Source organism: Pseudomonas sp. P4795, assembly GCF_048822895.1.
Classification (GTDB): Bacteria; Pseudomonadota; Gammaproteobacteria; order Pseudomonadales; family Pseudomonadaceae; genus Aquipseudomonas.
Genome location: NZ_JBMFBT010000008.1, coordinates 151,249 through 171,575, shown reverse-complemented (window position 1 = coordinate 171,575; position 20,327 = coordinate 151,249). Strand labels below are relative to the sequence as shown.

At 57.2% G+C, this 20,327-nt stretch carries 14 protein-coding genes and 1 pseudogene; 13 read left to right on the top strand and 2 right to left on the bottom strand.

Annotated elements, in window-relative coordinates:
* Window positions 1-115: 115 nt before the first annotated feature.
* Complete coding sequence (locus ACOI8A_RS22340) at window positions 116-2,527, top strand: AAA family ATPase (protein ID WP_420657814.1); 2,412 nt, start codon at window positions 116-118, stop codon at window positions 2,525-2,527.
* Window positions 2,528-3,088: 561 nt separating this feature from the next.
* Here the strand turns inward: ACOI8A_RS22340 and ACOI8A_RS22335 are convergent.
* Window positions 3,089-3,478 carry a winged helix-turn-helix transcriptional regulator gene (locus tag ACOI8A_RS22335; protein WP_420649782.1) on the bottom strand — a complete coding sequence of 130 codons (390 nt, stop codon included), beginning with the start codon at window positions 3,476-3,478 and terminating at the stop codon, window positions 3,089-3,091.
* A 113-nt stretch (window positions 3,479-3,591) separates the two neighbouring features.
* Here ACOI8A_RS22335 and namA point away from each other — a divergent pair, with 113 nt between their 5' ends.
* From namA to ACOI8A_RS22290, 9 genes are all read left to right on the top strand, one after another.
* The gene (namA, locus tag ACOI8A_RS22330; RefSeq protein WP_420649783.1) at window positions 3,592-4,632 is read left to right on the top strand and encodes an NADPH dehydrogenase NamA; all 1,041 of its coding nucleotides are present in this window, start codon (window positions 3,592-3,594) and stop codon (window positions 4,630-4,632) included.
* A gap of 44 nt (window positions 4,633-4,676) precedes the next feature.
* On the top strand, window positions 4,677-5,060 hold the full coding sequence (locus ACOI8A_RS22325) for a nuclear transport factor 2 family protein (RefSeq protein ID WP_420649784.1): 384 nt from the start codon (window positions 4,677-4,679) through the stop codon (window positions 5,058-5,060).
* 133 nt (window positions 5,061-5,193) lie between these two features.
* Window positions 5,194-5,568 carry a nuclear transport factor 2 family protein gene (locus ACOI8A_RS22320; protein ID WP_420649954.1) on the top strand — a complete coding sequence of 125 codons (375 nt, stop codon included), beginning with the start codon at window positions 5,194-5,196 and terminating at the stop codon, window positions 5,566-5,568.
* Between the two features lie 230 nt (window positions 5,569-5,798).
* Window positions 5,799-6,455, top strand: a complete 657-nt coding sequence (locus ACOI8A_RS22315; protein ID WP_420649785.1) for a hypothetical protein — start codon at window positions 5,799-5,801, stop codon at window positions 6,453-6,455.
* 145 nt (window positions 6,456-6,600) lie between these two features.
* Entirely contained in the window at window positions 6,601-6,948 is a 348-nt protein-coding gene (locus ACOI8A_RS22310; RefSeq protein ID WP_420649786.1) for a DUF4190 domain-containing protein, read from the top strand.
* A 17-nt stretch (window positions 6,949-6,965) separates the two neighbouring features.
* Complete coding sequence (locus ACOI8A_RS22305; RefSeq protein WP_420649787.1) at window positions 6,966-7,418, top strand: DUF805 domain-containing protein; 453 nt, start codon at window positions 6,966-6,968, stop codon at window positions 7,416-7,418.
* A 271-nt stretch (window positions 7,419-7,689) separates the two neighbouring features.
* The gene (gene mexE, locus ACOI8A_RS22300) at window positions 7,690-8,943 is read left to right on the top strand and encodes a multidrug efflux RND transporter periplasmic adaptor subunit MexE (protein ID WP_420649788.1); all 1,254 of its coding nucleotides are present in this window, start codon (window positions 7,690-7,692) and stop codon (window positions 8,941-8,943) included.
* A 15-nt stretch (window positions 8,944-8,958) separates the two neighbouring features.
* Complete coding sequence (locus ACOI8A_RS22295; protein WP_420649789.1) at window positions 8,959-12,138, top strand: efflux RND transporter permease subunit; 3,180 nt, start codon at window positions 8,959-8,961, stop codon at window positions 12,136-12,138.
* Window positions 12,135-13,556 (top strand): efflux transporter outer membrane subunit, encoded by a 1,422-nt coding sequence (locus tag ACOI8A_RS22290; RefSeq protein WP_420649790.1) that lies wholly within the window; start codon window positions 12,135-12,137, stop codon window positions 13,554-13,556. Before ACOI8A_RS22295 ends, ACOI8A_RS22290 begins: the two co-directional genes overlap by 4 nt.
* Before the next feature lie 132 nt (window positions 13,557-13,688).
* Here ACOI8A_RS22290 and ACOI8A_RS22285 read toward each other — a convergent pair whose 3' ends face one another.
* Window positions 13,689-15,590 carry a potassium transporter Kup gene (locus ACOI8A_RS22285; RefSeq protein ID WP_420651458.1) on the bottom strand — a complete coding sequence of 634 codons (1,902 nt, stop codon included), beginning with the start codon at window positions 15,588-15,590 and terminating at the stop codon, window positions 13,689-13,691.
* A gap of 358 nt (window positions 15,591-15,948) precedes the next feature.
* Between ACOI8A_RS22285 and ACOI8A_RS22280 the strand changes: the two genes are divergently transcribed.
* From ACOI8A_RS22280 to ACOI8A_RS22270, 3 genes and pseudogenes are all read left to right on the top strand, one after another.
* Window positions 15,949-17,004: a tetratricopeptide repeat protein gene (locus ACOI8A_RS22280; protein ID WP_420649792.1), complete on the top strand. Its 1,056-nt coding sequence runs from the start codon at window positions 15,949-15,951 to the stop codon at window positions 17,002-17,004.
* A 138-nt stretch (window positions 17,005-17,142) separates the two neighbouring features.
* The gene (locus ACOI8A_RS22275) at window positions 17,143-18,645 is read left to right on the top strand and encodes an ATPase domain-containing protein (RefSeq protein WP_420649793.1); all 1,503 of its coding nucleotides are present in this window, start codon (window positions 17,143-17,145) and stop codon (window positions 18,643-18,645) included.
* A pseudogene (locus ACOI8A_RS22270) lies at window positions 18,642-20,312 on the top strand (ATP-binding protein). Before ACOI8A_RS22275 ends, ACOI8A_RS22270 begins: the two are co-directional and overlap by 4 nt.
* Window positions 20,313-20,327 lie beyond the last annotated feature (15 nt).

Sequence of the window (20,327 nt, the reverse complement as noted above, 5' to 3'; positions counted from 1 at the left end):
GAAGCCAGCGCTCCACCTTTCTAGTAGACCTAATGCGGCGGAGCTTGATGGTACGGTTGAGGCGCCTCCAGCCGACGTCGCTGAAGCAAACGCAGGCGTCTGGCCATGGGTTAGGTTGCGTCACCTGACGCTCGGTCCATTTAGGGGATTCCGAGCACCTGAGCCTTTCGAGCTAACAAAGCAGATCATCCTTTTCTACGGCCCCAATGGCAGCGGGAAAACCAGCCTTTGCGAAGGATTGGAATATGCCCTTCTTGGGGATGTCGAAGAGGCCGGTAACAAACGTATTGCGGCAAGGACGTATCTGGCAAATGTCCACGACAGACGATTCGATCCGCCAGTTCTGAAGGCTACGGATCAACAAGGACGCGAGGTCGACGTTGCTGCAAATCTCGACGCCTACCGCTTCTGTTTTATAGAAAAAAACCGAATCGACGCATTCTCAAGAATCGCTGCCCGGCCTAATGCTCAGCGAGCCGAACTGATTGCCACACTCTTTGGTATGGACCAGTTCAATGAATTCGTAGGCCACTTCAACGAGACCATTGACGGACAGCTTGTTCTGGTCGCAGAACTACAAACCACCTTGACGATGCGCCGGAACGCGCTGAAGGCAGACCAAGCAACCGTTAATGGAGAAGCTGCCTCCCAGCAACTGCTGGACGAAGAGGAATCCTCTCTAGCCAAGGAGTACGCAGTTGAACTCACTTATCAAACCCTGAAGGGCTTGATTGGTACAGGGGAATCTCCGGGACGTCTCCAAGAGCTTGATGACATCCTGGAAGCGGTTCCACCGAGTGTTCTTGGTGTCACACGACAAGGTCTCCAGAATGCTTTCGCAGAGGCACACCAGTGCTCCCAGGAGCTTGATGCGGTTATCGACTCTCTTCGGGCCAAGAGCGACCAAGTGTCCTTCAAGGCACTGTACAACTCTGTTCTCGCCTTGCAGCAGACTGTTGGAGACCGCTGCCCCGCTTGCGACACACCATTGAACGGTGACGCTCATGTTGCCGCAGATCCGTTTAAGAAGGCAGTCGACGGCTTGCAGCAGCTTGAAGAGCTGGGTGCCCTTCAAGAGCAACAGCAGACCATTGAGGTAAAACTTGGCCAAGCATCTCGCGCGTTGCGGCAGATGTTCTCCCCCCTCAGCGCGTTCATAACTGCTCACCAAGAAGAGGAATCAGTAGTCGGTCGATGGGCTCTGCAGCTCCCCGCGGAGCCTGTCGGTCGTTGGTGGACAGATATCTATCCCCAGCCCCCCACAGGCCAGCGCGGATTGCCTTCGGTGGATGAGATCCTCGGCGTAGTAGACCGCATGACCGCGCAAGACGAGGCGTCAAGGACGGCTCAGCGAGATCGACAACCGCACATCGATGAACGTCGGCGACTCAACGAATTCCAGCTAAAGGTGCAAGCGCAAGATCTCAGGCGGCAACAACTGCAAGCGGATATCGAAGCAGCACGTAACCGCATCAAAGCATTCGACGAAACAAATGCTGGGTTGATCGCACAAGCGGAGCAGGAGAGACTAGATATCGCCCGCGACAGGCCGTACAAGACCGCCTACGACAGATTTCTCGAAGTACTTAGATCTTATAGAGGTCAACTCCCTGGTCAGCTAATGGCTGGGCTGAATGACGCTGCCAGAGACCTCTATAACGCATTCAATCGCAATGATCGCGACGAGGACAAGCTATCAGCGCTGCATCTGCCTTTGACTGGCGAAGAAAAGATCGAAATCAGCTTCCGGGGAAATCCTGGGGCCCGCGTCGATGCGCTCCACGTTCTGAGCGAGGGGCATATACGCTGTCTCGGCCTTGCCATTTTGATGACCAAAGCGAAGAGCATCGGCTGCCCAGTTATCGTTTTCGACGATGCCATCAATGCCATCGACCATGACCATCGAGGCGGAATCCGAGAGGCGATCTTTGAGGGCGACCACTTCGCTCAAATCCAACTAATCGTCACCTGTCACAGCAACGAGTTCATTAAAGACATCCAACAACACCTTCCTGCCCATCGCAGAAATGCGTGCCAGGTCTACCTGTTCCGACATCACGATGGCAACTATCAACCGAGAGTTACCGGCAACGTACCGAGCGCGAATTACATTGCCAAGGCCAGGGCAGCAAGGGAAGCGCTCAACGACCGAGATGCGCTCGCTGCTTCTCGCCAAGCCTTGGAGATGCTGAGCGAGAAAGTTTGGCGGTGGCTTGGAAGTCATGGCCAAGGCGTGTTGAATCTCATGTTGGCTGGCGTCGGTGCCGAGCCTGCGTTGAGAAATCTATGCGAAGCGTTGGTCAAGAAATTGGGAGATGCCCAGACCTTCCACCATGCGAACAGAGAGCCACTTCTTGCTGCGTATGGCCGCATTTTGGGTATTCCAGTCAATAATCTTGTCTGGACCTACCTGAACAAAGGCACTCATGAGGAGGCAGACCGCGATGACTTTGACGGGGAACTTGTCGAGGTCGTTGTCCAAACTCTTGAGGAGCTAGACCGCCTAGATCTACGAGGCGGACGCTAGCATTCGTTGCGGCGCACGCCTGGTCTCGGCTGGGAGTAGCATTAACTTCAACTATAGGGGCGAGTACACAGGCAGCTCCTTTATCAATAGACTTCTCCCAACACAGATATTACGGCTAGCAGCGTAAGCAGCTAGCCGTAATATCTGTCGTTGAGCTATGACACATCGGACACCGAATGTGATTTGGTGTCCTACCAGGCGCTTGGTGCCCTGCCCTAGGCGACCAATCATCCAGGCATCCCCCGTGCAAGCCGAGTCTGATGTACATTGAAAGCCATCGACGACCACCCTGCTCCGCCTCAGAGATCGCCAATCTCGATCGCCCGCATATCCCGCACTACTGGGGGCAAAACTGGGGGCACATTTGAATTTTTTCCGCCTGAAAACACCGCCCTAGAGCCAAGTCAAAATGTTCTTCGGAGATCCGGATAGCCTCTAACCGTCGTCGGCAGGCTGTTCATCTTGATCATGCCTGCCTTTCACAGGCCGTGGGGATCGTCGATTCCAGACCACTTGATCGCCACACTTTATCGACCTGCAGCGTCGCGCTGCGCTACAAACTTAAGCTAGAGATTCGAACTTACCCTCATCGACCGCAGATCGTCGCAGTTCGAGGATCGTGCGCTCGTGCACAGCTCCCCACTCTCGCATGGCACTCACCAGAGGCGCGAGAGAGTTACCCAGTGGTGTGAGCGAATACTCTACTTTGGGCGGGACCTCGCGATAGATTTCGCGATGAATAACTCCATCAGTCTCCAGTTCCCTCAGCTGGAGGGTCAGCATCCTCTGCGTGATGTCTGGTATCAGGCGACGCAGCTCGTTGAAGCGCTTCGTCCCTGACATCAGATGAAACAGTATGAGCGATTTCCATTTCCCCCCAATGACATCGACGGTAAACGCGACGGGGCAAGCGAAGGCCTCCATCTCATCCTGAGGATTGCATTTTTTCACTTTAATCACCTTGGTATAAAAAGTGTGCCTACAGCACAAAATTGTGCGTACTTACACGAAAGTGCTGTGCACGCTAGCATGAATTCCATACCTGCCACTATGGAATCCGCTAGATGAGCTTGCTGCTGTCCCCCCATGAAATCAAAGGCCTTAAACTGAAAAACCGCGTCGTCATGTCGCCTATGTGTATGCACATGGCAGCGGATGATGGCTTCGTCACTGACTGGCACCGCGTTCATTACGGTGCTCGCGCTCTGGGTCAGGCGGCGCTGATTTTCCCCGAAACGCTGGCTATCCAGGCTGACGGTCGTATCGGTGCCGGTGACCTCGGTATCTGGAGCGATGAACACGTTGTCGGCTTGAAAGCGCTGACTGAACTGCTTCACGGTTTTGGTGCAAAAGCCGGCGCCCAGATCGGCCACGCGGGGCGCAATGCTGATCTGCCCGGTCTGATCCACATCGCGCCATCGGCGATTCCGTTCACGGAAACCAGCCCGGTGCCTCGCGAGCTCGCGGCGGATGAAATTCCGGGTTTGGTCAAGCTTTACGGCGATGCCGCACGGCGCGCCAGCGATGCCGGATTCGACGTACTTGAGATCCATGCCGCGCACGGTTACTTGCTGAGTGAGTTTCTTTCGCCGCTGGCGAATATCCGCGACGACGAATATGGCGGAGATGCCAAACGTCTCTATCGTTTCCTGCGGGAAGTGCTGGAGGAGGTCAAAACCCATTGGGGCGATCGCCCTCTGTTCGTTCGCATATCCAGTTCCGATTACGCCGAAGGCGGAAACACACCTGAGTCGTTCCTTGAATATGGTCGCTGGATGAAAGAGCAAGGTGTTGACCTGATCGACTGCAGCTCCGGCGGAATCAAGATGGTCAAGGTGCAGACCTACCCGGGTTACCAGGTCCCGGCCGCTGAATTACTGCGTAAGGAATTGCATATTGCTACAGGTGCTGTGGGTGTGATTCAGAGTGGGCGTCAGGCCGAAGAAATCTTGCAAAACGGCCGAGCTGATCTGGTGTTCGTGGGTCGGCAAATGCTGCGAGATCCATTCTGGGTTCGCACCGCTGCAGATGACCTGAAAGAAGTCATTGAGATACCTGCTGCCTACACACGCTATGGATCCGTCTGGCTTGATACCAAAGCGTGAAGTGCGTTTCGCATTAATCAATCAATGATCACTGGAGCAACAACATGACCAAGCCTACTTACGTCCAGGAATACCAAGCTATTACTGAAGTGCTGAACAAATACATTGAGGGCTGCAAGCAGGCCAAGAGCAGCATCATGCAGCCCGCTTTCAGTGAACAAGCGACCATGTATAGCGTCAATGGCGACGGCAAGCTGGAGGGTGGCGCGATTCCAATTCTGTTCGAGGGGATCGACAAGGGCTTTCGCCCGTCTCCGGACGCACCGGCAGCTATTGTCCGTATCGAGATCGTCGGTACTGCGGCGAGCGCTCGCATCGACGCTAACGACATGTCCGGCATCTCCTTCACCGACTTTTTCCATCTTCTGAAAGTGCATGGCAAGTGGACGGTGGTCAGCAAGATCTTCCACACCCACGTCGCACCTTGAATCTCAAATTATGAGTGAACGCATGAAAATTGCCTCTATCAAGAGCTTGTTTTTTGTCGGCCTGATTTCTGGTTTGGGCGCGATTGCTCAAGCAGATAACCTGCCAAGTGAGCAACAAGTCACCAGTGCAGTAGTGAGAAAACCTACGTATGTAGAAGAATATCAAGCGATCACTGAGGTGCTTGACAAGTACATCGAGGGTTGCAAGCAGGCCAAGAGCAGCATCATGAAGCCCGCTTTCAACGAACATGCGACGATGTACAGCGTCGGCGCCGATGGCAAGCTGACAGGCGGCGCGATTCAAACCCTGTTCGAGGGAATCGATAAGGATTTCCGGCCCTCCCCTGACGCCCAGGCCGCTATCGTCCGCATCGAAATCGTAGGCACTGCGGCTAGCGCTCGCATCGACGCTAACGGCATGTCAGGCATGTCTTTCACTGATTTCTTCCATCTACTGAAAGTCGAAGGCAAGTGGACTGTGGTTAGCAAGATTTTCCAGGCACATTGAAAGTTCGCATCAGGGCTGATCGCGTTCACCCTGGAAGGAGCCCCTCCACCTGATCACATTTTTGACGTACTCTGAACGCCTCTCACACACTTACCGCTTTAGAGCCAGGTCAAAGTGTTTTCGGGGTCCGAATAGCCTTTGAATCGACTCGTCGAATGCCACAGCAAAGCCCCGATTCAGGGGCTTTGTCTTTTTGCTGGTGCCCTACCTGAAGTTACAAGGACGTACTGATGTTCCCTTTGCTACAAATGCCATATGCAAAATCCGTGATCCGCTCCTTTCAGACCCTGCTGCTGGCAAGTTTTATCTTGCTTGGCAGCGGCTGCGCGATCATGTCGAACAAATTCACATTGAAAACCGAGTTGCCCGCAAACTACACGGTCTCCGTTACCGCGCAGTACAGCGAATTGTTCGCAGGCGTGTGTTTTTTACCTGACGACTACAAGGGCGATCCGGAGCCTGACAAGAAAAGATTCAGCAGCGCGTTCCATGCGACGCCTTTCACTTCAGAGTTCGAAGTGCCGGTCGGTTATACGCTCGAAGACTGCTTTATGGCACTCAGTGGCATTGAGTTCATGATCGAAGGGACGGACAAAGCCAACGATAACTACTTCGACATTTCCACGGTTGAGCTAGACGTAGAGACTTACCTCAAGGAGGACGAAGAGCTGTCCACCCGGATTGACGAGCAGCTACTTCAAGTGCGTTGTCATTGGGAGGCTCTAAAGCCCGGCAGTCCCGCCAAGCGCGAACTTCAATGTCATGGACTGGACGCCAACGGCAAGGAGCGCGAGGGCCGGCGATTGGGCATGCTGAAAAACCGCCAGCTTCAAGGATTGACGTTGCGCCTGAAGGTTGAAGAGGACGAGACCTCCCGCAAACCTTAGCCCCGACAGCGCCAGCAGCGTTAATTTCAGCGCCAGACACCGCTAATGGCCAAGTGCCTGATGACAAATCTTGTAATAAAGATTAAGTTACCGCCGCCTCGGCCTATGGAAGGTCGGGCAATTCGCATTCAAGTTAAGGAAAACGATGGCAATGGTCTATTGTCGTGCATGTGCCAAGGAGCTTCACGAAACGGCGCCCACCTGCCCCCAGTGCGGGGCTGGCCAGCAGGCCAACGTGCCGCACCAACAAGCCGGGTCGCCATGGCTGGCCATCGTTTCGTTGGTTTTAGGCATTCTCTGCGTACTCAGCCTGTTTGATGATTCCGAATGGGACAGTGACACGCTCGCTGGTTTGAGCGTTTTCGCTGTCGCAGGTCTCGTCTGCGGCATTCTCAGCATCAATAAAAGACTCCCTGGACACAATCTTGCAATCGCCGGCGTTGTCTTGTCGGGCATTGCTGCGCTTGTGTTCATCGGGCTGTCGATCGATTAATTTTTAGGGAAAAAAATATGAGCATGGTTTTTTGTCGTGGTTGCGCCAAAGAGATTCACAGCACAGCGGCAGCTTGCCCACAGTGCGGTGCGACTCAGGTAATCCAACAGTCCTATGCACAGGGCCCCGCGATTACAACGGGTAACCCATACATGGAAGCGTTGAAAAATTACGCTGTGTTCCAGGGCCGTGCCACTCGCCGCGAATACTGGATGTTCATTCTGATCAACCTCGGGATCGCAATAGTCATCGGCGTCATCGATGCACTGCTGAGCACCAAAGGTATCATCTCCAACCTTTACAGTCTGGCCATGTTCCTGCCGAGCATTGCAGTCGGCGCACGCCGCATGCATGACACCGATCGCAGCGGCTGGTGGTTGTTGCTGCCAATCGTCAACCTGGTGTTCCTGGCGCAAGACAGCCAGCCGGGGCCGAACCGTTTTGGTCCAAACCGTAAAGGCATCAACTGATACACGTCGGCATTTAGCTGATCGAGACGGCCTCTATGGCCGTCTCTTTGTTTGCGGCACCTTGGTTTCATTTCAATCTGAACATTACCTGTCGGGAATACAGAATTGTCATCAATCAGATTGATAGCCCCCTAACGAAAGGCGCATGCTAGAGGGCTTTCCCGGCGCTTATATCATTCCGAATGATAGTTACCTTCGTGTCATTCGATTCGTTTGCTTCCAGCCCGCCGATCATCATCCGCCCATCTTCAATACTTGGCGGATGCATTCCATGGAACAGTCACTCAAACATTTGCGCTTCCCGTTGGCCTTGTTGGCCGTCGTGGTGATGAGCGCCTGCGGCAAGAATCCGGAATCCGCCGCCGCCCCGCCCGCTGCCAAGGTCAGCGTAGCGAAGGTGCTGGAACAACCGGTCAACGAGTGGGACGAATTCACCGGTCGCCTCGAAGCTCCGGAAACCGTCGAAATCCGTCCTCGCGTCTCCGGCCAGATCGATGATGTCGCCTTCACCGAAGGTGCGTTGGTCAAGAAAGGCGACTTGCTGTTCCAGATTGATCCGCGTCCGTTCCAGGCCGAAGTTCGCCGCCTCGAAGCCCTGGTTGCTCAAGCCCGCGCCAATGCCAATCGCAGCGAAAACGAAGCCGTTCGCGGCGAACGTCTGCGCACCAGCAACGCCATCTCCGCCGAACTCGCCGACTCGCGCACCAGCGCCGCACAAGAATCCCGTGCAGCGGTAGGCGCGCTGCAAGCGCAACTCGATCTGGCGAAACTGAATCTGAGTTTCACCCGCGTCACGTCGCCGATCAGCGGCCGCGTCAGCCGTGCCGAAATCACCGCCGGCAACCTGGTCACCGCCGATACCACCGCGCTGACCAGCGTGGTTTCCACCGACAAGGTCTACGCCTACTTCGACGCCGATGAACGTGTGTTCCTCAAATACACCCAGCTCGCTCGTCAGGGCCAGCGCGGCGCTACGACCCCGGTGTACATGGGCCTGTCGAATGAAGACGGCAACCCGCATCAGGGCCAGATGAACTTCGTCGACAACCAGGTCAACCCGAAAACCGGCACCATCCGTGGTCGCGCCGTGTTCGACAACAGCGACGGCACTTACACCCCGGGTCTGTATGCACGTCTGAAACTGGTCGGCAGCGGCACCTACAACGCCATGCTGATCAACGACGAAGCCGTCGGAACGGACCTCGGCAAGAAGTTCGTGCTGGTGATGGATGGCGACAACAACACCGCCTACCGTCCGGTCGAACTCGGGCCGAAGATCGAAGGTTTGCGCATTGTGCGTAGCGGCCTGAACAAAGGCGACACGATCATCGTCAAGGGTCTGCAACGGGTACGTCCTGGCTCGCCGGTCACCCCTGAAGTGATCCCGATGGCCAGCGAACAGACCCTCGCGGCACTCGCTCAACAACGACAAGCGCTGGAAGCCAGCAACCTGCCTAAAGTCGCGCCAGCCAAAGGCGCGCCGGGTTCGGTTGTGAAACTGGCTGCTGCGACTCCACGCGGTTAAGGGACAACAACTCCGATGAATTTTTCCCAATTCTTCATTTCGCGGCCGATCTTCGCAGCGGTGCTGTCGCTGCTGATCCTGATCGCCGGTGCGATTTCGCTGTTCCAGCTACCGATCAGCGAATACCCGGAAGTCGTGCCGCCAACCGTGGTGGTACGTGCCAACTTCCCGGGCGCCAACCCTAAAGTCATCGGTGAAACCGTGGCCGCTCCGCTGGAGCAAGCCATCACCGGCGTCGAGAACATGCTGTACATGTCCTCGCAGTCCACCGCTGACGGCAAGATCACCCTGACCATCACCTTCGCGCTGGGCACTGACCTGGACAACGCGCAGGTACAGGTGCAAAACCGCGTGACGCGGACCGAGCCGAAACTTCCCGAGGAAGTGACGCGCATCGGTATTACCGTCGACAAGGCTTCGCCCGACCTGACCATGGTTGTGCACTTGACCTCGCCGGACAAGCGCTACGACATGCTCTACCTGTCCAACTACGCGATCCTCAACATCAAGGATGAGCTGGCTCGTCTGGGTGGTGTGGGTGATGTGCAACTGTTCGGCATGGGCGATTACTCGCTGCGCGTCTGGCTCGATCCGAACAAGACCGCTTCGCGTAATCTGACCGCCACCGATGTGGTCACGGCGATTCGCGAGCAAAACCGTCAGGTGGCTGCAGGCCAACTCGGCGCGCCCCCTGCCCCGAGTGCCCAAAGCTTCCAGTTGTCGGTCAACACCCAGGGCCGTCTGGTCAGCGAGGAAGAGTTCGAGAACATCGTCATTCGCGCAGGCGACAACGGTGAAATCACTCGCCTCAAAGACATTGCTCGCATCGAACTGGGCTCCAGCCAATATGCCCTGCGTTCGTTGCTCGACAACCAACCGGCGGTGGCCATTCCGATCTTCCAGCGCCCAGGTTCCAACGCCATCGACATCTCCAACGATGTTCGCGCGAAAATGGACGAGCTGAAGAAGAACTTCCCGCAAGGCATGGATTACAGCATCGTCTATGACCCGACGATCTTCGTGCGTGGCTCGATCGAAGCGGTGGTTCATACCCTGTTCGAAGCGCTGATCCTTGTAGTTCTGGTAGTGATTCTGTTCCTGCAAACCTGGCGCGCCTCGATCATTCCGTTGGTGGCGGTGCCGGTATCGTTGATCGGTACGTTTGCGGTGATGCACCTGTTCGGCTTCTCGCTCAACGCTTTGTCACTGTTCGGTCTGGTACTGGCCATCGGTATCGTGGTGGATGACGCCATCGTGGTGGTGGAGAACGTCGAGCGCAACATCGAGCTCGGACTGACACCGGTCGAGGCCACCAAGCGCGCCATGCGTGAAGTGACCGGTCCGATCGTTGCCACGGCACTGGTGCTGTGTGCGGTGTTTATCCCGGCGGCCTTCATCTCCGGCCTGACTGGACAGTTCTATAAGCAGTTCGCGTTGACCATTGCGATCTCCACAGTGATCTCGGCATTCAACTCGTTGACCTTGTCGCCTGCATTGGCAGCAGTTCTGCTGCGCAGTCACGATGCACCGAAGGATCGTTTCTCCAAGGTGCTGGACAAGATCTTCGGTGGCTGGTTGTTCCGTCCGTTCAACCGTTTCTTCGAACGTGCCAGTCATGGTTACGTCGGCACCGTGGCGCGGGTTATCCGCAGCAGCGGCATCGCCTTGCTGTTGTACGCAGGCCTGATGGTGCTGACCTTCTTCGGATTCGCGCACACCCCGACCGGTTTCGTACCCGGCCAGGACAAGCAATACCTGGTGGCCTTCGCGCAACTGCCGGACGCCTCGAGCCTGGATCGCACCGAAGACGTGATCAAGCGCATGTCCGACCTGGCACTGAAACAGCCAGGCGTGGAAAGCGCTGTAGCGTTCCCCGGTCTGTCGATCAACGGCTTCACCAACAGCCCGAACGCCGGCATCGTGTTCGTGACCCTGAAACCGTTCGACGAACGTAAAGATCCAAGCATGTCCGCCGGTGCAATCGCCGGTGCCCTGAACGGCCAGTTCGCCGGGATTCAAGAAGCCTACATGGCGATCTTCCCGCCGCCGCCGGTACAAGGCCTGGGCACCATTGGCGGTTTCCGTCTGCAAATCGAAGACCGGGGCAACCTGGGTTACGACGAGCTGTACAAAGAAACCATGAACATCATCAACAAAAGCCACAACGTGCCTGAATTGGCCGGACTGTTCACCAGCTACACCGTGAACGTGCCGCAGGTCGATGCCGCCATCGACCGGGAAAAAGCCAAGACTCACGGCGTGGCTGTCAGCGACATCTTCGACACCCTGCAGATCTACCTGGGTTCGCTGTATGCCAACGACTTCAACCGCTTCGGTCGTACTTATCAGGTCAACGTTCAGGCCGAGCAACAGTTCCGCCTCGAATCGGATCAGATCGGTCAGCTCAAAGTGCGTAACAACAAAGGCGAAATGATCCCGTTGGCGACCTTCATCAAGGTCAGCGACACCTCGGGCCCGGATCGCGTGATGCACTACAACGGCTTCATCACCGCTGAAATCAACGGTGCCGCAGCCCCCGGCTACAGCTCTGGCCAGGCCGAAAAAGCCATCGAGAAACTGCTCAAGGAAGAACTTCCGAACGGCATGACCTACGAATGGACCGACCTGACCTACCAGCAGATTCTGTCCGGCAACACTGCACTGTTCGTGTTCCCGCTCTGCGTACTGCTGGCGTTCCTGGTACTCGCTGCTCAATACGAAAGCTGGAGCCTGCCACTGGCGGTGATCCTGATCGTACCGATGACCCTGCTGTCGGCCATCACCGGCGTGATCATCTCGGGAGGCGACAACAACATCTTCACCCAGATCGGATTGATCGTACTGGTAGGACTTGCGTGTAAGAACGCGATTCTGATCGTCGAGTTTGCCAAGGACAAACAGGAAGAAGGCATGGACCCGCTGGCTGCGGTGCTTGAAGCTTGCCGTCTGCGTCTGCGGCCGATCCTGATGACTTCCTTCGCGTTCATCATGGGTGTGGTGCCACTGGTGTTCTCCAGCGGTGCCGGTGCCGAGATGCGTCACGCCATGGGTGTGGCGGTGTTCTCCGGGATGCTCGGGGTGACCTTCTTCGGTCTGCTGCTGACGCCAGTGTTTTACGTACTGATTCGTAACTTTGTCGAACGCGGTGAAGCCCGCAAAGCGGCCAAGTCCTTGAAACTGGAGGCGCAACAATGAGTCTGAAAGTCTTCCTGCCGAGTCTGCTGGTGTTGGCCCTCAGTGCCTGCGCCGTCGGCCCCGACTACAAGACCCCAGCCACGGAGGCGGCGCACATCACGTCCGCCACCGACGGCGCCGCAGGTCAGAAGAACTACGACCGTTCGAAGTTCGAAGGCATCTGGTGGCAGCAGTTCGATGATCCGACCCTTAACCAGTTGGTGACGCAATCGCTGCAAGGCAACCGTGAACTGCGCGTGGCATTCGCGCGCTGGAAAGCCGCCCGGGCAATCCGCGACGATGCCAGCAACGATGTAATGCCGACCATCACCAGTCGCGCCAGCAGTGATCTGGCCAAAGGTCAGATTCCCGGCCAGACCACCAACAGGGTGAATAGCGAACGCTATGACCTGGGGCTGGACATGGCCTGGGAACTGGACTTGTTCGGCCGCATCCAGCGCAATCTGGAAGCCAGCGATGCCGATCAGCAGGCTGCCGAAGCCGATCTGTACCAACTGCAAGTCAGCATGATTGCCGAACTGGTCGACGCTTACGGTCAACTGCGCGGTGCGCAACTGCGCGAGAAGATCGCACTGGCCAACCTGAAAAATCAGCAAGAGTCGCGCAAGATCACCATCAGCCTGCGTGACGCCGGCGTCGGCGATCAACTCGACGTGGAACGTGCCGATGCGCGTCTGGCCTCGGTCGAAGCCAGCGTGCCGCAACTGCAAGCGGAGCAGGTTCGACAGAAAAACCGCATCGCCACGCTATTGGGCGAGCGCCCGGACAAACTGACTGTCGATCTGAGCCCGACAGACTTGCCGGCAATTGCCAAGGCACTGCCAATCGGTGATCCGGGCGAACTGCTGCAACGTCGTCCGGATATCCTCAGCGCCGAGCGGCAATTGGCTTCCGCCACTGCGCGTATCGGCGTGGCCAAAGCGGATCTGTTTCCTCGGGTCAGCCTCAGTGGGTTCCTCGGCTGGACTGCCGGGCGTGGTTCGCAGATTGGCTCGTCGGCCGCCAGCGCCTGGGCACTTGGCCCGAGCATCACCTGGGCGGCATTTGACCTGGGTAGCGTTCGCGCCCGTTTGCGCGGCGCCGATGCGGATGCCGAAGGCGCGTTGGCCAATTACGAGCAACAAGTGCTGCTGGCACTGGAAGAGTCGGAGAACGCCTTCAGCGATTACGGCAAGCGTCAGCAACGCCTGATCTCGTTGATCCGTCAAAGCGAATCGAGCCGCAAGGCTGCCGACCTCGCCGAGATCCGTTACCGCGAAGGCACCGCCGACTTCCTCGTGCTGCTCGACGCCCAACGTGAACGACTGGCCGCCGAAGACAGCCAGGCGCAAGCCGAAGTCGACCAGTATCGCGGCATAGTAGCTATCTACAAGGCACTGGGTGGCGGCTGGCAACCGGAGACCGTCGCGACCAAGTAACCGATTTTCAAGAGCTCCTTTGGTTGGCCGCAACCAACCAATTTTTTGCCCCGCGTATCATTCGGTAGCGGGGTTTTTTTGTGCCTGTTTTTCGTGATCTCCCTGCCCCACTTGGCGAATGCCTGGCCTGCGTTACATTTCAACCTGCGTACCCAGTTCAATCACCCTGTTAAGCGGTAATTTGAAGTACTTCAGGTTGCTGTTGGCATTCTTCAGGAGGAACGCGAACAGGCTTTCTCGCCAGCGCGCCATCCCGATGCGCTTGGTGGGAATAACGGTCTCGCGACTGAGGAAATAGGTCGTGCGCATCGGGCTGAAGTCCAGCTCATGCAAGTGGCACAGACTCAACGCCATCGGCACGTCGGGTTCCTCCATGAAGCCAAAGTGCAGACTGACGCGGAAGAATCCTTCGCCATAGGCTTCAACCTCAAACCGCCGATCAGCAGTCACCCGCGGGCGATCTTCGGACACGACGGTGAGCAGTACCACTTGCTCGTGCAATACCTGGTTATGCAACAAGTTGTGCAAGAGCGCATGCGGCACAGCGTCAGCCCTGGCCGTCAGGAACACCGCTGTACCCTGTACACGATGCGGCGGCTGTGAGCGGATGCTGCTGATGAACAGCGGCAGAGGCAGTGCGGTCTCGTCCAGCCGCTCGACCATGATTTTTCGCCCGCGTTTCCAGGTGGTCATCAAGATAAATAAGCCAATACCCGCGATCACCGGGAATGCACCGCCCTGGAAAATCTTCGGTGCATTGGCGGCGAAGTACAGCGTGTCTACCAGCAAAAAGCCGAGCAGCAACGGAACCGCGAGCCAGCGCGGCGTCTTCCACAGAAGCAGGACAACCGCCGAAGACAACAGCGTGGTAATCAACATGGTGCCGGTCACCGCAACACCATAAGCGGCCGCCAGTGCACTGGACGACTCGAAACCGATCACCAGCAGAACGACACCCACCATCAGCGCCCAGTTGACCGTGCCGATGTAGATCTGCCCCTGCTCCTGGCTTGAGGTGTGCTGGATAAACATGCGCGGCACGTAGCCCAGTTGAATGGCCTGGCGTGTCAGGGAAAAGGCACCGGAGATGACTGCTTGCGACGCGATGATGGTCGCCATGGTAGACAGTGCAACCATCGGCAGCAGTGCCCAGCTCGGTGCGAGCAGGTAAAACGGATTGCGCACCGCCTCCGGGTTTTCCAGAATCAAGGCGCCCTGGCCGAAATAGTTCAGCGCCAGACCAGGCAACACCAGGATGAACCAGGCACGGGAAATCGGTTTGCGGCCGAAGTGGCCCATGTCGGCGTATAACGCTTCGGCGCCGGTCAATGCCAACACGACAGCGCCCAGGATCGCCACGCCCATTCCTGGGTGCGCGATGAAAAACTGCACTGCCCAAGCAGGATTAAGCGCCTGCAATACTTCCGGGCGCTGCAAAATGCCATGGATACCGAGTGCGCCCAGCACCACAAACCACACCACCATGATCGGGCCGAAGAGGATTCCGATTCGCGCCGTACCGTGTTTCTGGATCAGGAACAGCGCCACCAGCACGATCACTGAAATAGGCACGACCCAGTGCTCTATCCCGTCAAACGCCAGCTGTAGTCCCTCCACCGCCGAAAGCACGGAAATGGCTGGGGTAATCATGCTGTCCCCGTAGAACAGCGCAGCCCCGAACAGCCCCAGCAGAACCAGTATTTTGCTCATGTGCGGATAAGGGGCTGCTGCGCGGCGTGCCAATGCGGTCAACGCCATGATGCCGCCTTCACCCTGATTGTCGGCACGCAGGATGAACAGTACGTACTTGATCGAGACGACCCAGATCAGTGACCAGAATATCAATGACAGAATGCCCAGCACGCCGTCGTGATTCACCTGAACGCCGTAGTGGCCGGAAAACACTTCTTTGAGGGTGTAAAGGGGGCTGGTGCCGATATCCCCGTAAACCACACCGACAGCAGCGACGAGCAAGCCTGCTGCTGACGTTCTGGATGGGGAGTCCTCATTTACCGCGGTCGTTGTCACATTCAAGGGACGCTTCTCTCAACTTTTCTGAGGGTTGGGGCACGCCATCCTTGCGCATTCACGAATTCCGGCGCCTTCGCAACAGCGAGGCGCGCGGCCAAAAAGCGCGGCTAGTATCGTTACCGATCGAGACGTCTACCGTAAAGAAAGCGTAAAAATCGGCGGGCGCGAGCTGCAAACTTGAGACCATCAGGTCTGCGCGGTAGCCAAGGCGCGCGAGCGCGGCATATTACGTACCGTCAGACTTTTCGACGCAGATTGCAGGACGCTTCAACCAAAATGACAGATTCAGGTGTTTGACTCACAGCCCCAGCTGACCGAAGCTTGCCCTCTCTGGTTCAGTATCAATGTTTCGGATAACTGCATGCCCCAGTCTCGCCGCTACCTGTTCATCAGCCTTGGCCTTGTGCTTGTCATCATTGTTGCCTGGTTGTCCTTGCGCAGCACCGCACCGGTGATGCCCCAGTCGATCAAACACGGCTATAGCGAAGCGCTGGCCGCTGCACGCACCGGTCAACCGGGCGCGGCGCGCGTGCTGTATCAGCAATTGGCGCGCCCGGATATTTCGGTAAAACGCCGCGTCTGGTTGCACGCTGAACTGCCGAATTACCCGAGTCCGCAAGCCTTGAAGCTGGCAGATGCCGACCTGCAGAATGAAGCCGTCGAAGTGCGGCTCGCAGCCATAAAGAGCGTGGTCGGGCTGGTGCCGGGCGGGCCGCGCAGTCTACTGCTGGGGCCGATGCTGGATGACCAGGAGCAAAGCGTGCGTTTCGCTGCAATCAACGCCCTGCTCGGTTTATCGCCGGACGACCTCGGGTTGTATTTCGGCCCGCTGCAACAGGCCATCGACAGCTGGGAACAAGTGCTTAAAGCCCAACCGGAAAGTGCCGCCAATTACGCGCAACTGGCGCGTCTGCATCTGCACAACGCCGAACTCAAAGCGGCGCAGGAAGCGCTTGAGCAAACCCTGCGTCTGCAACCTGGAAATTTGCCGGCACTGGTGATGCAGATCGATGTGCTCGACCGCCAGGGCCAAAGCGACGCTGCCCGGCAACTGCTCGCCAAACAGCTGAAAAACCAACCGGACTCGGCCTATCTGCAACACGCGCTGGGCTTGTGGCTGCTGCACCACGGTCAGCGCGAGTACGCCCTGCTCGGCCTGTCCAAGGCCGTCGAGCTGGAACCCGACAACAAGGATTACCGCTACGACCTCGCGACTACCCTGCATGACGCCGACGAACTTGAAGCGGCGCAGAAGCAGTTGCAGGAGATCGTTCAGCGTCACCCGGCTGACCGCAAGGCGCGGGTATTGCTGATCAACTATTGGAAAGAAAGCGGCCAGTTGCAGAACGTGCAGATTCTGCTGGCTCAACTTGAGCAAATGAACCCGGACGACCCGTCATTGCAACAGGGACTCTAAACAATTTCGACAGAGTTTCTTCATCTGCATAAAGAAACTTCGGAACCGTCATCTAGGCCAGGGGTCAAGTGTTCAGGCAGGCAGGATTGGCAAAATGCGCCATCCGCTTCGCTCTCCTTAGTCACTAGAGGACATTTTTTGTCTAAATCTAACGAGTTGATCAGTGCAAAAGCCGCTACCGGCATCGAAGGTCTGGACGACATTCTTGCCGGTGGCCTTTCACGCGGTCATGTGTTTTTGCTGGAAGGTGAGCCCGGTACCGGCAAAACCACGGTCGCCTTGCAGTATCTGTTGGCGGGCTCGCGTGCCGGCGAACGCTCGTTGTACATCACGCTTTCGGAAACCGAGCGGGAGCTGCGTCAAGGCGCGCTCTCTCACGGCTGGGAACTGGACGAAAACATTGAGATTTTCGAACTGACGCCGCCGGAAAGCTTGCTCAACGCCGAACACCAGCAAAGCTTGCTCTACTCCTCTGACCTGGAGTTGGGCGAAGCGACCAAGCAGATTTTTGAAGTGGTCGAACGCTTCAAACCGACGCGTGTGGTACTCGACAGTCTGTCGGAGATCCGTCTGCTGGCGCAGAGCTCGCTGCGCTATCGCCGGCAGATTCTGGCGATCAAGCACTATTTCGTGCGCTATGACGCTACCGTCCTGTTGCTCGACGATTTGACTACCGAATCCCTCGACAAGACCGTGCACAGCGTCGCGCATGGCGTGATTCGGCTGGAAGAACTGACACCCGCCTACGGTGCCGAGCGCCGACGCGTTCGCATCGTGAAGTATCGCGGCCAGAAGTATCGCGGCGGCTTCCATGACTTCAGCATCCTGGAAGATGGCATTCATGTGTTTCCACGGCTGGTGGCAGCCGAGCATCGTAGCGACTCTGTCCGCTCACAATTGAGCAGTGGCATTCCTGAAATGGACAAATTGCTGGGCGGTGGCATCGAAACCAGTTCCAGCACGTTGATTCTCGGCCCGGCCGGTACCGGCAAATCGTTGATCACGATGATCTTTGCCGCTGCGGCAGTGGCACGCGGCGAGAAGGCAGCACTGTTCATATTCGACGAAGAGCTGGGATTGCTCTTCGAACGCATGAAAAATATCGGCATTGATCTCAAGGCCCTGCGCGATACGGGCAACCTGATGATCGAACAAGTTGACGCCGCCGAACTGTCGCCCGGCGAATTTGCCCATCGGGTCCGTCGCTGCGTCGACAAGGACAACATCAAGACCGTTGTCATCGACAGCATCAACGGCTACCAGGCGGCAATGCCGGAAGAAAATTCGCTCGTGCTGCACATGCACGAACTGCTGCTGTACCTCAACCGTCGCGGTGCTGCGACCTTCATGACGGTCGCGCAGCATGGGCTGGTCGGCGACATGCAGGCGCCGGTCGATATTACATACCTGGCAGATACCGTGATTCTCTTGCGCTACTTTGAGGCCATCGGCCAGGTTCGTCGGGCTATATCGGTGATCAAAAAGCGCACCGGCAGCCACGAATCGACGATTCGCGAGTACAAGATTTCGACCCAGGGCATGACCATCGGTGAACCGCTGGATGCATTTCAGGGTGTATTGCGCGGCGTCCCGACCTACATGGGCGCCAGTAAACCGCTGCTCAAGGAAGACAAGTTGTGACGGTCAACGTAACACCGTCCGAACGCGCGCTGATTCTCGCGCCCCAGGGACGCGACAGCCAGGTTGCGCTGATGATCCTCAACGAGGCAGGTTACGGCGGTGTGATCACGCCTGATCTGGGGTAACTGTGCGCCGAGCTTGAGTCCGGTGCGGGGCTGCTGCTGATTGCTGCGGAAGCGCTCACCGGTCTGGAGATCGAAACGTTACTGGCGTATCTGGAGCACCAGCCTACATGGTCTGACCTGCCGATCATTCTGCTGACCCATCATGGCGGCCAGGAGCAAGGGTTCTCCTCAAGACTGCGGGGGTTACTCGGCAACGTGACATTTCTGGAGCGCCCGTTTCACCCGGTGACCCTGGTCAGTCTGGTTTCAGCCGCCCTGCGCGGTCGCCGCCGACAATACGATGCGCGCGACCGCCTGATCGACCTCAGCGAAAGCGAGCAGCGACTGCAATCTACCCTGGAATCGCTGGAACAACAGGTCGAAGAACGCACTGCGCAATTGCGGCACAACGAAGAAGCCTTGCGCCAGTCGCAGAAAATGGAAGCGGTCGGTCAGCTTACCGGTGGTATCGCGCACGATTTCAACAACATGCTGACCGGTATCATTGGCAGTCTGGAGCTATTGCGTCGGCGCCTGGCGCGCGGTCGACTGGATGATCTCGACAGCCTGATCGATCTGGGCGTGACCTCCGCCAACCGTGCGGCCGGCCTGACTCATCGGCTGTTGGCTTTCTCCCGTCGGCAGTCGCTTGATCCCAAACCGGTCGATATGAACAGCCTCGTGCAATCGATGAGCGAGTTGCTGCAACGCAGCGTGAACGAAAGCATTCGGATGGAGCTGCATCTGGATGAGCAATTGTGGGTAGCCGAAGCCGACCCCAATCAACTGGAAAGCGCCCTGCTCAATCTGGTGATCAATGCCCGCGACGCGATGCCGGACGGCGGCAAACTGATGGTGCAGACCAGTAACCAGATCCTCGATGAGAGCTTCACTGCAGCCTATAGCAATTTGAAAGCCGGCGAATACGTGGTCTTGAGCGTATCTGACACCGGTTGCGGCATGCCTCCGAGCGTCAGCAGTCGCGCTTTCGATCCGTTTTTCACCACCAAGCCCATCGGCCAAGGCACAGGATTGGGCTTGTCGATGATTTACGGCTTCAGCAAACAGTCCGGCGGTCACGTGTCGATCGACAGTGAGATTGATCAGGGCACGACCGTTAGGCTCTACCTGCCGCGTTTCCGTGGCGAGCCTGTCCCGCAATCCTCTCCCAACCCAGAGCAAGCCCCCGATGCCGTCGAAGGCGAAACCGTGATGATCGTCGAGGACGATCCGGCCGTTCGCGTACTGGTCAGCGCGGTGCTCAGTGAATTGGGTTATGCGTATGTTGAAGCGAGTGACGCGGACAGCGCGGTGCCGATTCTGGATTCCACGCAGCGTATTGATCTACTGATCAGCGACGTTGGCCTGCCGGGCATGAATGGTCGGCAACTGGCCGAAATTGCGCGCCAGTTCAGGCCGGATCTGAAGGTGCTGTTCATCACCGGGTATGCCGAACACGCGGCGGTACGCGGCGGTTTCCTCGACTCGGGGATGCAGATGATCACCAAGCCTTTCACCTTTGATCTGCTGACCGCCAAAGTGCGCGAGATGATCAAAAGCTGAACGACAGACAAAAAA

Excerpts from the sequence above, each read along its gene's own strand:
- ACOI8A_RS22305 (WP_420649787.1), top strand. The coding sequence starts at position 6,966 with ATGAGCATGGTTTTTTGTCGTGGTTGCGCCAAAGAGATTCACAGCACA.
- ACOI8A_RS22310 (WP_420649786.1), top strand. The coding sequence starts at position 6,601 with ATGGCAATGGTCTATTGTCGTGCATGTGCCAAGGAGCTTCACGAAACG.
- ACOI8A_RS22295 (WP_420649789.1), top strand. The coding sequence starts at position 8,959 with ATGAATTTTTCCCAATTCTTCATTTCGCGGCCGATCTTCGCAGCGGTG.
- ACOI8A_RS22315 (WP_420649785.1), top strand. The coding sequence starts at position 5,799 with ATGTTCCCTTTGCTACAAATGCCATATGCAAAATCCGTGATCCGCTCC.
- namA (WP_420649783.1), top strand. The coding sequence starts at position 3,592 with ATGAGCTTGCTGCTGTCCCCCCATGAAATCAAAGGCCTTAAACTGAAA.
- mexE (WP_420649788.1), top strand. The coding sequence starts at position 7,690 with ATGGAACAGTCACTCAAACATTTGCGCTTCCCGTTGGCCTTGTTGGCC.
- ACOI8A_RS22325 (WP_420649784.1), top strand. The coding sequence starts at position 4,677 with ATGACCAAGCCTACTTACGTCCAGGAATACCAAGCTATTACTGAAGTG.
- ACOI8A_RS22290 (WP_420649790.1), top strand. The coding sequence starts at position 12,135 with ATGAGTCTGAAAGTCTTCCTGCCGAGTCTGCTGGTGTTGGCCCTCAGT.
- ACOI8A_RS22280 (WP_420649792.1), top strand. The coding sequence starts at position 15,949 with ATGCCCCAGTCTCGCCGCTACCTGTTCATCAGCCTTGGCCTTGTGCTT.